This is a genomic window from Streptomyces sp. NPDC058678, assembly GCF_042714835.1.
Taxonomy (GTDB): Bacteria; Actinomycetota; Actinomycetes; order Streptomycetales; family Streptomycetaceae; genus Streptomyces.
The window spans coordinates 12,431-25,753 of the sequence record NZ_JBHXSG010000022.1; the positions used below are offsets into that span (position 1 = coordinate 12,431).

Consider the following 13,323-nt stretch of genomic DNA (forward strand, 5'->3'; position numbering starts at 1 on the left):
TCCCATGGCCGATGCCCCCACCGGCAAGGTGACCTTCGTCGGTGCCGGCCCCGGCGCCGCCGACCTGCTGACGTTCCGTGCCGCGCGTGCCATCGCCGAGGCCGACGTCGTGATCTGGGCGGCCAGCCTGGTCCAGGAGGAGGTCCTGCAGCACGCGCGCGAGGGCGCGGAGATCCTCGACTCGGCGACGATGTCCCTGGAGGACGTGGTGGCCGTCTACGAGCGGGCGCCGGCGGAGGGGCTGCGCGTGGCCCGTATCCACTCCGGCGACCCGGCCCTGTGGGGCGGTACGCAGGAGCAGCTCGACCGGTGTGCCCGGATCGGCATCGACACCGAGGTGATCCCGGGAGTCTCCGCCTTCTCCGCCGTCGCCGCGCTCGCGCAGCGTGAGCTGACCATCCCCGAGGTCGCGCAGTCCGTCGTGCTCACCCGCCTCGGCGGCGGCAAGACGCCGATGCCGCCCGGGGAGGAGGTGCGGGAGTTCGCCAAGCACGGCACGACCATGGCGATCTTCCTGTCGGCGGCCCGCAGCGGGCAGCTCGTGCGGGAGCTGCTGGAGGGCGGCTACCCGACCGGTACGCCGGTCGTGGTGGCGTACCAGGCGACCTGGCCGGAGGAGCTGATCGTGCGGTGCACGATCGAGACGCTGGAGGAGACGGTCAAGGAGCACAAGCTCTGGAAGCACACCCTCTTCCTGGTCGGCCCGGCCCTCGACGCCGAGGGCACGCGCTCGCACCTCTACCACCCCGGTCACTTCCACGGCTACCGCAAGGCCGACCCGGAGGCCCGCAGGGCCCTGCGCTCACGGGGTGCGAGCACGTGATCACGGTGGTCGGTACGGGGACGGGGGCGCCGGTTCCGGTCGAGGTGCTGGCCGGGGCGCGGCTCGTCGTCGGCGGCCGCCGGCATCTCGCCGCCGCGCCGGTTCCGGCCGACGCCGAGCAGGTGGTCCTCGGTGCGCTGGCGCCCGCGCTGGACGTCATCGAGCGGCACCTGGAGAAGCGGAACCCCGTCGTCGTGCTGGCCTCCGGGGATCCCGGCTTCTTCGGGATCGTGCGGGTGCTGGCCGAAAGGTTCGGGGCGGGAACGCTCGATGTCCGGCCGGGGGTCTCGTCCGTGGCCGCCGCCTTCGCGCGGGCCGGGCTGCCGTGGGACGACGCGGTGGTGGTCAGCGCGCACGGGCGTGACCTGCGTACGGCCGTCAACGTGTGCCGGGCGCGGCCGAAGGTCGCCGTCCTGACCGGGCCGGGAGCCGGGCCCGCCGAACTGGGGGCCGCGCTCAGGGCCGACGCGCGTGTCCTGGTCGTCGCCTCCGCGCTGGGCTCCGCGCAGGAGCGCCTGGAGCGGGTGACGCCGGCCGAGGCCGCCGCCCGCGACTGGGGCGACGCGGTGAGCGTGGTGCTGTGCCTGGACGAGTCGCGGGCGCTCGGTCCCGTGCGCACGGTCGCCGGGCCGCCCCCTGGACCCGCCGGATGGGCGTTGGACGAGGGCGAGTTCACCCACCGGGACTCCATGATCACCAAGTTCGAGGTGCGCGCGCTGGCGTTGGCCCGGCTCGGTCCGCGCCTCGGTGACCTGGTGTGGGACATCGGTGCGGGCTCCGGCTCGGTGGCCGTGGAGTGCGCGCGGTTCGGCGCCTCCGTGACGGCGGTCGAGAAGACCCTGGACGGCGTCGAGCGGATCCGGGCCAACGCGGCGGCGCACGGCGTCGACGTACGGGTCGTGCACGGGGCGGCGCCGACCGTGCTGTCCGACCTCGACGATCCCGACGCCGTGTTCGTGGGCGGCGGGGGGCGCGAACTGCCCGCCGTCGTCACGGCGTGCGCGCGGCGGGCGCGGCGGACGGTCGTCGTCGCCATGGCGGCGCTCGACCGGGTGCCGGCCACGCGCGCGGCGCTCACCGGCGCCGGGTTCGACTGTGACGGGGTGCTGCTGCAGTCGTCCCGGCTCGCTCCGCTGCCGGGCGACGTGACCCGGCTCGCCGCGACCAACCCGGTTTTCCTGCTGTGGGGCGTCCGGCCCCGAGCGCTTGAAAGAGAAGGAGTTGCTCAGTGATCGGCCTCATTTCCGCCACCGCGGCGGGGGCGGCTGCGCGGGACCGGCTGGCCGCGGCGTGGCCGGACCGTACGCGCGTGTACGAGGGTCCCGTCGGGGACGCCGTACGTGCCGCGTTCGCGCAGTGCGAGCAGCTCGTGTGTTTTCTGGCGACGGGAGCGGTCGTACGGCTGGTCGCGCCGCTGCTGGGCGACAAGGCGTCCGACCCGGGTGTGGTGTGCGTCGACGAGGGCGGCCGGTTCGCCGTGTCGCTGGTCGGCGGGCACGGCGGCGGCGCCAATGAACTCGCCCGCGAGGTCGGCGAGTTGCTGGCGGCGCAGCCCGTGGTGACGACGGCGACGGACGCGGTCGGGGTGCCCGGCCTCGACACGCTCGGGTTCCCGGTGGAGGGCGATGTCGCGGCCGTCTCACGCGCCCTGCTCGACGGCGAACCGGTGGCCCTGAAGACGGACTTCGCCTGGCCTCTTCCGCCACTCCCGGTCACCTCGGAGGGGGCGTACGCGATCAGGCTGACGGACCGCCTCGTCGAGCCCGCCGAGCAGGAGGTCGTCCTGCGGCCCCCGTCCCTCGTGGTGGGCGTCGGCGCCTCCAAGGGCGCCCCGGTCGACGAGGTGCTGGGTCTGGTCGAGGCCGCGTTGGCGGATGCGGGACTGTCCGCTCGCAGCATCGCCGAACTCGCCACCGTCGACGCCAAGGCCGGGGAACCGGGGATCGTGGCGGCCGCCGAGCGCCTGGGCGTGCCGCTGGTCACCCACTCCGCGGAGCAGTTGGCCTCCGTGGACGTGCCCAACCCGTCCGGTGCGCCGCTCGCCGCCGTCGGTACCCCGTCGGTGGCCGAGGCCGCCGCGCTCGTGGGCGGGGGCGAACTGCTCGTCCCCAAGCGGAAGTCGCACCGTGCGGACGGGTTGCCCGCGATGGCGACCTGTGCCGTCGTACGGCGGCCCGCGCGCGGCCGGCTCGCGGTCGTCGGGCTCGGTCCTGGCGCCCGGGACCTGCTCACGCCCCGCGCGCAGGCGGAGCTGCGGCGCGCTTCCGTGCTCGTCGGCCTCGACCAGTACGTCGACCAGATCCGCGACCTGCTGCGGCCCGGCACCCGGATCCTGGAGTCGGGACTCGGGGCCGAGGAGGAGCGGGCGCGGACGGCCGTGGAGGAGGCGCGCAAGGGACAGGCCGTCGCGCTGATCGGCAGCGGGGACGCCGGCGTGTACGCCATGGCCTCCCCCGCGCTCGCCGAGGCGTCCGACGACATCGACGTGATCGGCGTGCCCGGTGTCACCGCGGCGCTCGCCGCGGCTGCCATCCTCGGTGCGCCGCTCGGCCACGACCACGTGTCCATCAGCCTCTCCGACCTCCACACCCCCTGGGAGGTCATCGAGCGGCGGGTGCGGGCGGCGGCCGAGGCGGACATCGTCGTGACCTTCTACAACCCGCGCAGCCGGGGCCGTGACTGGCAGCTGCCGAAGGCCCTCGCCCTCCTCGCCGAGCACCGGGAGCCGGCCACGCCGGTCGGTGTCGTACGCAACGCGTCACGGCCGGACGGGTCGAGCCGGCTGACGACACTGGCCGCCCTGGACCCGGCGACGGTCGACATGATGACCGTCGTGACCGTGGGCAACACGGCGACCCGGGACATCGCGGGGCGCATGGTGACACCGCGCGGCTACCGCTGGCAGGCTGCACCGATCAGCGGCCCCGCCGCGGACCAGGAGGACGACAAGTGAACCGTGTGGTCCATCCGATCGAGCAGGAGTCCTTCCGCCGGCTGCGCGCCCGTCTGGACACCTCGCACTTCCCGCCGCTGACCCGGGCCGTGGTGGAGCGGGTCATCCACTCCGCGGCGGACCTGGAGTACGCGTCCGATCTCGTCATGGACGAGGGCACGTTGGAGAAGGCCCACGCCGCGCTGCACGCCGGGGCACCCGTCGTCGTGGACGTGGAGATGGTCGCGGCCGGGATCACCCGGCGGGAGACCGTCTGCCGGCTCAGGGACGCCGTGGCCGGTCCGGAGCTGACCCGCTCCGCGCACGCCATCCGGCTCGCCCACGAGCAGGTCGGGCCCGGCGCTATCTGGGTGATCGGCAACGCGCCGACCGCTCTGGAGGAACTGCTGACCCTGGACGCCTCCCCCGCGCTCGTCATCGGTCTGCCCGTCGGTTTCGTCGGCGCGGCCGAGTCCAAGGCCGCGCTCCGCGAGAGCGGGCTGCCCGCCGTGAGCAACGTGTCCGAGAAGGGCGGTTCGGCGGTGGCCGCGGCCGCGCTCAACGCCCTTCTGTATCACCGCACCGCACACCCTGATTCGCATTCCGAGGAGAAATCGTGACCACCCCGCCGCCCGCCCTGCTCATCGCCGGTCACGGCACCCGGGACGAAGCGGGCGCCGAGGCGTTCCGCGACTTCGTCCGGCAGCTGGGCGACCGCCACCCCGAACTGCCCGTCGCGGGCGGCTTCATCGAGCTGTCCCCGCCGCCGCTGGGGGACGCGGTCACCGAGCTGGTGGAGCGGGGCGTACGACGCTTCGCCGCCGTACCGCTGATGCTGGTGTCCGCCGGCCACGCCAAGGGCGACATCCCGGCCGCGCTGGCCCGCGAGAAGGAACGGCACCCCGGGATCTCGTACACGTACGGCCGTCCGCTGGGCCCGCACCCCGCGCTGCTGTCCGTCCTGGAGCGGCGGCTGGACGAGGCGCTCGGCACTGGGGCGCGCAGGCCCGAGGACCGGGCCGACGTGACCGTGCTGCTGGTCGGGCGGGGCTCGACGGACCCGGACGCGAACGCCGAGGTGCACAAGGCGGCGCGGCTGCTGTGGGAGGGGCGCGGATACGCGGGCGTGGAGACGGCGTTCGTGTCGCTGGCGGCACCGGACGTGCCGAGCGGGCTCGACCGGTGCGTGAAGCTGGGGGCGCGGCGGATCGTGGTCCTGCCGTACTTCCTCTTCACCGGCATCCTGCCCGACCGGGTGCGGCAGCAGACGGAGGGCTGGGCGGCCGCGCACCCGGAGGTCGAGGTGCGGTCCGCGGACGTGATCGGCCCGGAGCCGGAACTGCTCGACCTCGTGATGGAGCGGTACGAGGAAGCCCTCAAGGGCGACCTTCGGATGAACTGCGACTCCTGCGTGTACCGGATCGCGCTGCCGGGCTTCGAGGACAAGGTGGGGCTGCCGCAGCAGCCGCACTTCCACCCCGACGACGACGGCCACCACCACGGCCACCACCACGGCGCCCACTCCCATGCCCACTGAGGGACACGACCTGCGGCACCACGGTGACGCCGAGGTGCGGGACGACGGCGCGCGGCTGACCGACCTGGCGGTGAACGTCCGCGCGGACACGCCCCCGGCATGGCTGCGGGAGCACATCGCCGGCTCGCTCGGCGATCTGGCCGCGTATCCGGACGGGCGGGCCGCGCGGGCCGCGGTCGCGGTGCGGCACGGGCTGCCGGTGGAGCGGGTGCTGCTGGCGGCGGGCGCCGCGGAGGCCTTCGTGCTGCTCGCGCGCGCCCTGAAGGTCCGTCGGCCGGTCGTGGTGCACCCGCAGTTCACCGAACCGGAGGCCGCGCTGCGGGACGCCGGTCACACCGTCGACCGGGTGCTGCTGCGGGAGGAGGACGGCTTCCGGCTGGACCCGGCGGCCGTCCCCGAGGACGCGGACCTGGTCGTGATCGGCAACCCCACGAACCCGACGTCGGTGCTGCACCCGGCCGCCACGATCGCCCGACTGGCCCGTCCCGGACGGACCTTGGTCGTCGACGAGGCGTTCATGGACGCGGTGCCGGGTGAGCGGGAGGCCTTGGCCGGCCGCACGGACGTGCCCGGTCTCGTGGTCCTGCGCAGCCTGACCAAGACCTGGGGGCTGGCCGGGCTGCGGATCGGGTACGTGCTGGCGACCCCCGAGACGATCACGGACCTGGAGCGGGCTCAGCCCCTGTGGCCCGTCTCCACGCCCGCCCTCGCGGCGGCACAGGCGTGCGTCTCGCCGCGGGCCCTGGCGGAGGCGGCCCACGCGGCCCACCGCATCGCCGCGGACCGGGCCCATCTCGTCGCGGGGCTGGAGGAGTTCGCGGCGGACGGGCTACGGGTGGCGGGACCGGCCGAGGGCCCCTTCGTGCTCGTACGACTGCCGCGGGCCGTCGCCGTCCGCCGCCACCTGCGCGACCTGGGCTTCGCGGTCCGGCGCGGAGACACCTTCCCCGGCCTGGGCGAGGAGTGGCTGCGGCTGGCGGTGCGGGACCGGCTGACGGTCAACTCGTTCCTTCAGGCACTGGACCGGGCGATGGCTCTGGCGCATCGCTGAGCCGGGGCGCCACCCGCTCCCGGGTGCCGTCCGGGAAGCGGATCTCCACGGTTCCGTCCGCGGCGACCGACGCGCCCGCTCCCGGGCGCAGCGCGTCCGGGTCGGCGCTGAGCACCACCAGGGTGACCAACAGGCGGGCTCCGCCGCCCAGTTCGAGCACGGGCGTCGCCGAGTGGTGGCCGACGGCGTTGGCGCCGAGGGCCGTCGCGACCGTGCCCTCGGTGCCGTCCCAGCCGTACAGGCCGGTGATCGCGCTGGTCAGGCCGTCCGCGCGGCGGGCCGACGCCCGGCCCGGGCCGGTGCGGGCGACGGGCGGCGCGGTGTCGTCGGCGACGGCCCAGCCGCCTTCGCGGACCGGAGTGCCGGGCGGGACGTCGAGGTGGTGGACGCGCACCTCCCACGGGCCGTGGACCACGCTCACCGTCTCGATGCGGTGCCCCCGCGCCCGGTGCCAGGAGGCGGCACGGCCGCCCGAGGCGCCGAGGGGGTGGATGCGGCCGCGCGGGGACGGCGTGCCGTCGGGGGCGAGCAGCGCGATGTGGTTGTCGGGACCGGTGTCCGGGGCAGTCGGCGTTTCGGGGGCCGTCGCGCTGGAGTACGCGAACCGGGCGTAGTGCGGGCTGTCCTCGGCGGTCGCCGGCGGTGGCGGAAGCCGGTCGCTGCCGTGGTTGACGAGCCGTACGATCCCGTCGGCCGCGGTGGTGTGCAGGAGCCAGCCGGGGGCCGGGAGGGCGAGGCGGACGTCGGCCGTGTCCACGGGGGCGGGCTCCTCGGGTGCCGTCCACACCGGGTGGCTCTCGGGCAGCAGCAGGCCGAGGAAGGCCTTGCTCGCCCAGTACGGGGAGGCGGGGCCCGAGTAGCGCTGGGTGACGGGGAGGAAGGGGCGGTACCAGCCGAGGGTGAGCAGACCGCGCTCGTCCGGCGCGCCTCGCTCGGCGAAGTGCCGCAAGGTGCCCGAGGCGAGGCGGCGGGTGCGGCCGGGCGGCAGCGGCGTGACGTCGGCGAGGACGCCCGCCCACAGTGGGGCGGCGGTCGCGAAACGGTAGGTGAGGGAACGGCCCTGGTGCACCGGGGCGCCGTCGGAGCCGAAGAAGTGCTGGTGGACGGCGAGGAACTCGCGCAACCGGGTGCGGTGCCGGGCCACCGTGTCCGGGTTCGCGCGCGGGCCCGCGATGCGCGCCCACAGCACCGGGTACAGGTGCAGCGCCCAGGCGTTGTAGTAGTCGAACTTGCGGCCGTCGCCGTCGGTGTACCAGCCGCCGCCCCGGTACCAGTCGTCGAGGCGGGCGAGCCCGGCGTCGATCTCGGCGCGGCTGTGCGGGGCGCCGACGGAGGCCAGGAACTCCTCCGTGATGACCTGGAACAGGCGCCAGTTGGAGTCGTTGGCCTCGGCGCCGACGAAACCGCCCAGCCAGTCGGCGACCCGTTCGCGCACACCGTCGTCGAGGTGGTCCCACAGCCAGCGGCGGGACTCGTGCAGGGCGATCGCGATCGACGCGGCCTCGACCATGGGCTGGGCGCGGTCGGTGACGGGCGGCCAGCGTTCGGCGCCGGTCGGGTCCGTGCCGGCGGCGAGTCCGGCGGCGTACCGCTCTATGAGGCCGGGACCGACACGACCGTCCGAGCCCGCGATACGGAACGCGGCGAGCAGGAACGACCGCGCGAAGCCCTCCAGCCCGTCCGACCAGGCGCCGGAGTGACTGGGCGGCCCGGGCAGCCGGAACTGGGCGAAACCCGGCGAGGCGTACGGCACCAGCCCGTCGAGAAGCCGGTCGGCGATCGCCTCCCAGTGGGCGCGGGTCCACCCGGTGACGGGCGAGAGCACCGGGTCGGCCGGAGGCAGTCCGGAAAGGTTCGACAGATGCGTCGGATCGTCGGGGAGCGACACGTGCGGCGCGGTCATACGGGGGTGGGTCCTCCGTCTCGGTGGTGGCCGGGGGGGGCGGGACGATGCTGCGTGGTGGCCGGGGGGCGGGACGATGCTGCGTGGTGGCCGGGGGGCGGGGCGACGCTGCGTGGTGGCCGGGGGCAGGGCGACGCTGCGGCATACGGCGATGTCGGTGCAGGACCTCCGTCGGTCGGTGGCTGCGGCGGGCGGCTGCGCCGCGGCGTGCGGCGATGAGGCTGAGGGCTCCCGTGAATCGGCGGTGGCCGGGGCGGGGCCACGCTTCGGCGTACGGCGATGGCGGTGCAGTCCTGCGTCGGTCGGTGGTGGCCGGAGGCGGGACCACGCTTCGGCGCATGGCGATGTGGGCGCAGGTTCTCCCTCAGCCGTGGTGGACGGGGTGGGACCAAGTGGCGGCGTACGGCGGCAGGGGCGCAGGCTCTCCCTCAGCCGGTGGTGGCCGGGGGTGGGGCCACGCTGCGGCGTACGACGATGTGGGTGCCGAGGAGGTGGTGGCTGCCAGCGGCGTGGTCGGGGTCGCGCAGGGCGATGCGCACGGCGGCGCGGCCGAGTTCCTCGGCGGGGGTGCGGACGGTGGTGAGTGGCGGGTTGAAGTCCTCGGCGAGAGGGATGTCGTTGTAGCCGACGACGGAGATGTCGTCGGGGACGCTCAGGCCCGCGTCCGCGATGGCCCGGAGGGCGCCGGCAGCGACCATGTCGTCGCCGGCGAAGACCGCCGTGAACTCCCGTGACTCCTTGAGGAGTTCGGACATCGCGTGCAGCCCGGCCGCGCGGCCCAGGCCGCAGTCGACGACGTGCGCGGCGCTCGGCGGCAGTCCGTGCTCGGCGAGCGCGGCCCGGTAGCCGGTGACGCGGGCGTCGAGGGCGGTGTTGCCGGGCAGCCCGCCGAGGAAGACGATCCTGCGGTGGCCGGCCGACAGCAGGTGCCCGGTGACGGCCCGCGCGCCGGCCTCGTTGTCGAACTCGACCACCAGCGCGGGGATGTCGGGATCCGGGGCGGGCCTGCCGCACAGGACGAGCCGCGCGCCGGTGGCGTCCAGGGCCTGGGCGTAGTGGGCGACCCGCTCGCGGTAGGCGTCGTCCTCGACGACCCCGCCGACCAGGATCACCAGCCTGGCCCCCTCCTCCCGCATGAGCTGCACGAACTCCATCTCGCGCTGCGGATCCCCGCCGGTCGCGCCGACCACGCACAGCCAGCCGCGGTCGGCGGCCTCCGCCTCCACGCCCTCGGCGACCTGGGCGTAGAACGGGCTGGTCACCTGGCGGACGACGACCGCGGCCATCTTGCGGCCGCCGCCGACCAGGGCGCGGGCGTGCGCGTTGGCCACGTAGTCGAGGTCGCGGGCGGCGCGCAGGACGCGGGCCCGCGTCGCGGGGGGCACCGGGTGGTTGCCGCTGAGCGCGCGGGAGGCGGTGGCCATCGACACGCCCGCCCGCTCCGCGACCTCCCTGATCGTGACCCGCCGCTTGGACCCCATGTCGTTCCCCATCCCCCGCGCTCCTCTTCCACCGGCAGCCGTGTCACGTGTTGGCCGCGTAGTCCTTCGCGAACTCCTCGGCCATTCTGTCGCCGCCCCGCGCCCGCCACTTCTTCACCGCCCCGTCCCACTCCGACAACGGGATCCGTCCGGCGACGATGCCGGTGACGGTGTCGTCGAGGAGCGCCTTGAGCGTGGTGCCCTGGGCGTTCTTCGTGCGGGACTGCAGGCCGTAGGAAGCGTTGCGGACGGCGTTCGGGACGGTCTTCAGCTGCCAGGCGTGCAGCGCCCGTACGGCGTCCGGCATGCCCGGCACGAACAGCACCTGGGGGCCTTCGGCGAGGTACTTCAGGGGGAGGTTGGTGTTGTTCTCCACCTCGCCGAGCTTGGTGGGCTGCGGTGAGCCGTCCTTGCCGCGGGTGAAGTGGGTGCCCTCGACGCCGTAGTGGACGAGTTCCCACTCCTGGCTGCCGAAGGGCGCGGCGAGGTAGTCGAGGATGCGCAGCAGCAGCTCGACGCGTTCCTTCTTGGCCTTCTTGAGCACGGTGTAGCCGAAGGAGCGGCGGGCCGCGACGATGCCGCCGGGCTTGCCGTCCACGCTGTACGGCAGCGCGGCGGCCGGAGTCAACTTGCCTTGTGACTCCCGGTACTTGGGCAGGTAGGCACCGAAGCCGTCCTGCATGGAGCCGACCGTGCCGTTGTAGTAGAGGGTGGTGAGGTCGATCTGGGAGATGGACGTGGCGTCCGGGTGGTAGGAGCCGTCCTTGCGCAGCCGGGACTGGAAGGCGATCGAGGCCTTGAAGCGTTCGTCGGCCCAGCCCGGCAGGAAGGTGCCGTCCTTGGTGACGGCCCACTCCTGGGGTGCGTTGTGGGCGGCGGAGTGCGCGGCGTTGCCGAAGAGGGAGCCCTGGGCGGCGCCGAGCGCGTACGTCCGCCCGCTGGTCGCCCGCTTCGCGACGGCGGCGAAGTCGTCGGCGCTCCAGCCCTCCGTCATGCCGGCGTCGGCGAACATGCCCTGGTTGAGCCAGAGGGTGGAGCCGGGCAGCGGGCGCTCCAGCGGGATGCCGAAGACCCGGCCGCCGATGCGGCCCATGTCGCGCCAGGCGTGGGTGGGGATGTTCGCGAGGTTGGGATAGTCGGTGATCGCCTCGCCGGACAGGTACGGCGTGAGGTCCTCCGCCCGCCGCTGCACGAACTCGGCCTCGCGGGGCAGGACGAACCCGGTGAAGAGGTTGATGATGTCCGGGAGGGTGTCGGCGTCGCCGGCCATCACCGTGGCCATCTTCTTCTGGTAGTCGGCCTGGGAGACGATCGTGTACTCGATCTTCACGCCGAGGGCCTTCTCGACGGCTGCCCAGAACCGGTTCGCGGAGGCGGGCTTGGGCGGGGTGCCGAAGGACACCGACATGACCTTGACGGTGGAGCCGTCGCCCGGGGTGCGGGAGACGGACTTGACCAGGTCGGAGGGATAGGCGGTGTATCCGGCCTGGACTCCGTCGCCGGTGGGGGCGAGGTCCGGTTTGGGGCCGGTGGCGGGCTTGTACGCGGGCCAGGGGGCGAGTTTCTTGCCCGCGTTGGAGACGTCGCTGTCGCCGGAGCTGGTGGAGCAGGCGGTCAGCAGGGCGGGGACGGAGATCGCTGCGCCGCCCGCGGCCACGGAACGCAGCAGGGTACGGCGGGACATGCTGGGCATGGGCAAGTCACCTTTCTACACACGGCTCTTGATGACGGGTCGGCCGACAGCGGGCCGATCAGCTCTTGATGGCGCCCGTGAGCACGCCCTTCGTGAAGTACTTCTGCAGGAACGGGTAGACCAGCAGGATCGGCACGGTGGCGATCACCAGCACCGCCATCTGCACGGTCTGCGGGGCGGTGATCGTGCCCTCGCCGGTCGTCGCGTCGGTGAGCCCGGAGCCGGCCACCACGTAGGTGCGCAGCACCTGTTGCAGGGGCCAGTGGTCGCTCTCCAGGTAGAGCGAGGCGTAGAACCAGGAGTTCCAGTACGACACCGCGTAGAACAGGCCGACCACGGCGAGCGCCGCCTTGGACAGCGGCAGGACGACCGAGAACAGCACCCGCCAGTCCCCCGCCCCGTCGAGCCGCGCGGCCTCGTACAGCTCCTCGGGGATGCCCTGGAAGAAGCCGCGCAGGACGACGAGATTGAAGACGTTGACCAGGACGGGCAGGACCAGTGAGGCGTAACTGTCCAGCAGGCCCAGCTCCTTGACCAGTAGGAAGCTGGGGATCATGCCGGGCGGGAAGAGGAAGGTGAACAGGATGAGGAGCAGGACCGGTTTGCCGCCGAAGACTCCGGGGCGGGACAGGGCGTAGGCGAGGGTCACCGTGCAGGCGAGGCTGAGCAGGGTGCCGATGACCGTGACACCGGCGCTGACGCCGAGGGCGTGGGTGACGATGCCGCCGTCGAGGATGTCGCGGTAGGCGTCGAGCGAGGGTTCGGTCGGCCACAGCACCCAGCCGCCGTTGTCGACGACCTCGTCGGTGGAGGCCAGCGAGGTCGACACGATGACGAGGAACGGCACGCAGACCAGCAGGACGACGGCGACGAGCGCGAGGGCCTTCGCGGCCTGCGTGAGCGGCTTGGGCTTCTCCAGCCAGCCGGGCCGGACAGCGGTCCGGGTGCGGGCACTCACTTGTAGACCCCCTGTTCGCCGAGGCGGTGGGCGACCTTGTTGGCGGCGTAGACGAGGAGGGCGCCGATCACGCCCTTGAACAGGCCCGCGGCGGCGGCGAATCCGTAGTCGCCGCCGACGATGCCCTGGTAGTAGACGAAGGTGTCGATGATCTCGGCGGCCTCCGGGCCGACCGCGTCGCGCTGCAGCAGCATCTGCTCGAAGCCGACGGAGAGGATGTCGCCGAGCCGCATGATGAGCAGCAGCACGATCACCGGGCGGATCGCGGGCAGCGTGACGTGCCAGAAGCGCCGCCAGGGCCCGGCGCCGTCGATCGCGGCGGCCTCGTACTGCTGCTCGTCAACCGTGGCCAGCGCGGCGAGGAAGATGATCGTGCCCCAGCCGGCGTCCTTCCAGACGACCTGGGCGACGGTGAGCGGCTTGAAGGCGTCGGGGTTGCCGATGATGTCGACGGTGCTCAACCCCATGCCGTCCAGCGAGGTGTTGAGGAGTCCGGTGTCGCCGAGCAGCTGCTGGAAGAGGGCGACGACGATCACCCACGAGATGAAGTGCGGCAGGTAGGCCACCGACTGCACGAACCGGCGCACCGAGCTCCAGGTGAGGCTGTGCAGGAGCAGGGCGAGGCCGAGCGGCACCGGAAAGTAGAAGGCCAGCTGCAGGACGGCGATCCAGACGGTGTTGAGCACCGCGTCCCAGAAGGCGCCGTCCTCGAACATCCGCTGGAAGTTGCCGAGGCCGACCCAGGGACTGCCCCAGAGGCCGTCGAAGGGGACGTACTCCTTGAAGGCGATGACGTTGCCGGCCAGGGCGCCGTAGTGGAACAGCAGGAAGTAGGCGAGGCCGGGCAGCAGGAGCAGGATGAGACCGCGGCTCTGCAAACGTTTTCGTCGCGGATGTTCACCACTGGTTCGACGGCGAGTTGTGTCAACCTCCTCCGTACCTGCG

11 protein-coding genes are annotated in these 13,323 nt (G+C 73.5%); 6 read left to right on the forward strand and 5 right to left on the reverse strand.

Features of this window, described 5'->3' with window-relative positions; genetic code table 11:
* Positions 1-4: 4 nt before the first annotated feature.
* The 6 genes from cobM to cobC are packed head-to-tail and all read left to right on the forward strand — an operon-like array spanning position 5 to position 6,343.
* Complete coding sequence (cobM, locus tag ACFWWR_RS20840) at positions 5-823, forward strand: precorrin-4 C(11)-methyltransferase (RefSeq protein ID WP_383865287.1); 819 nt, start codon at positions 5-7, stop codon at positions 821-823.
* Complete coding sequence (gene cbiE / locus ACFWWR_RS20845; RefSeq protein WP_384304681.1) at positions 820-2,055, forward strand: precorrin-6y C5,15-methyltransferase (decarboxylating) subunit CbiE; 1,236 nt, start codon at positions 820-822, stop codon at positions 2,053-2,055. Before cobM ends, cbiE begins: the two co-directional genes overlap by 4 nt.
* Positions 2,052-3,776 carry a precorrin-3B C(17)-methyltransferase gene (cobJ, locus tag ACFWWR_RS20850; RefSeq protein WP_383865283.1) on the forward strand — a complete coding sequence of 575 codons (1,725 nt, stop codon included), beginning with the start codon at positions 2,052-2,054 and terminating at the stop codon, positions 3,774-3,776. Before cbiE ends, cobJ begins: the two co-directional genes overlap by 4 nt.
* Positions 3,773-4,375 carry a precorrin-8X methylmutase gene (locus ACFWWR_RS20855; protein WP_383865282.1) on the forward strand — a complete coding sequence of 201 codons (603 nt, stop codon included), beginning with the start codon at positions 3,773-3,775 and terminating at the stop codon, positions 4,373-4,375. Before cobJ ends, ACFWWR_RS20855 begins: the two co-directional genes overlap by 4 nt.
* Positions 4,372-5,292 (forward strand): sirohydrochlorin chelatase, encoded by a 921-nt coding sequence (locus tag ACFWWR_RS20860; protein WP_383865280.1) that lies wholly within the window; start codon positions 4,372-4,374, stop codon positions 5,290-5,292. Before ACFWWR_RS20855 ends, ACFWWR_RS20860 begins: the two co-directional genes overlap by 4 nt.
* A complete protein-coding gene (cobC, locus tag ACFWWR_RS20865; RefSeq protein ID WP_383865278.1) occupies positions 5,282-6,343 on the forward strand; it encodes an Rv2231c family pyridoxal phosphate-dependent protein CobC in 1,062 nt (353 codons plus the stop codon). The genes ACFWWR_RS20860 and cobC overlap by 11 nt, the downstream gene beginning before the upstream one ends.
* Here the strand turns inward: cobC and ACFWWR_RS20870 are convergent.
* From ACFWWR_RS20870 to ACFWWR_RS20890, 5 genes are all read right to left on the reverse strand, one after another.
* Positions 6,291-8,246 carry a DUF2264 domain-containing protein gene (locus tag ACFWWR_RS20870; protein ID WP_384304683.1) on the reverse strand — a complete coding sequence of 652 codons (1,956 nt, stop codon included), beginning with the start codon at positions 8,244-8,246 and terminating at the stop codon, positions 6,291-6,293. The genes cobC and ACFWWR_RS20870 overlap by 53 nt on opposite strands.
* A gap of 428 nt (positions 8,247-8,674) precedes the next feature.
* Positions 8,675-9,727, reverse strand: coding sequence for a LacI family DNA-binding transcriptional regulator (locus ACFWWR_RS20875; RefSeq protein WP_383865312.1), 1,053 nt, complete (start codon positions 9,725-9,727; stop codon positions 8,675-8,677).
* A gap of 43 nt (positions 9,728-9,770) precedes the next feature.
* The gene (locus ACFWWR_RS20880) at positions 9,771-11,420 is read right to left on the reverse strand and encodes a sugar ABC transporter substrate-binding protein (RefSeq protein ID WP_384304685.1); all 1,650 of its coding nucleotides are present in this window, start codon (positions 11,418-11,420) and stop codon (positions 9,771-9,773) included.
* A 58-nt stretch (positions 11,421-11,478) separates the two neighbouring features.
* Complete coding sequence (locus ACFWWR_RS20885; RefSeq protein ID WP_383865272.1) at positions 11,479-12,378, reverse strand: carbohydrate ABC transporter permease; 900 nt, start codon at positions 12,376-12,378, stop codon at positions 11,479-11,481.
* Positions 12,375-13,256 carry an ABC transporter permease gene (locus ACFWWR_RS20890; protein WP_384304688.1) on the reverse strand — a complete coding sequence of 294 codons (882 nt, stop codon included), beginning with the start codon at positions 13,254-13,256 and terminating at the stop codon, positions 12,375-12,377. The genes ACFWWR_RS20885 and ACFWWR_RS20890 overlap by 4 nt, the downstream gene beginning before the upstream one ends.
* Between the last annotated feature and the right edge of the window lie 67 nt (positions 13,257-13,323).

Coding starts and splice junctions, on each gene's coding strand:
- cobC (WP_383865278.1), top strand. CDS start 5,282: ATGCCCACTGAGGGACACGACCTGCGGCACCACGGTGACGCCGAGGTG.
- cobM (WP_383865287.1), top strand. CDS start 5: ATGGCCGATGCCCCCACCGGCAAGGTGACCTTCGTCGGTGCCGGCCCC.
- ACFWWR_RS20870 (WP_384304683.1), bottom strand. CDS start 8,246: ATGACCGCGCCGCACGTGTCGCTCCCCGACGATCCGACGCATCTGTCG.
- ACFWWR_RS20875 (WP_383865312.1), bottom strand. CDS start 9,727: ATGGGGTCCAAGCGGCGGGTCACGATCAGGGAGGTCGCGGAGCGGGCG.
- ACFWWR_RS20880 (WP_384304685.1), bottom strand. CDS start 11,420: ATGCCCAGCATGTCCCGCCGTACCCTGCTGCGTTCCGTGGCCGCGGGC.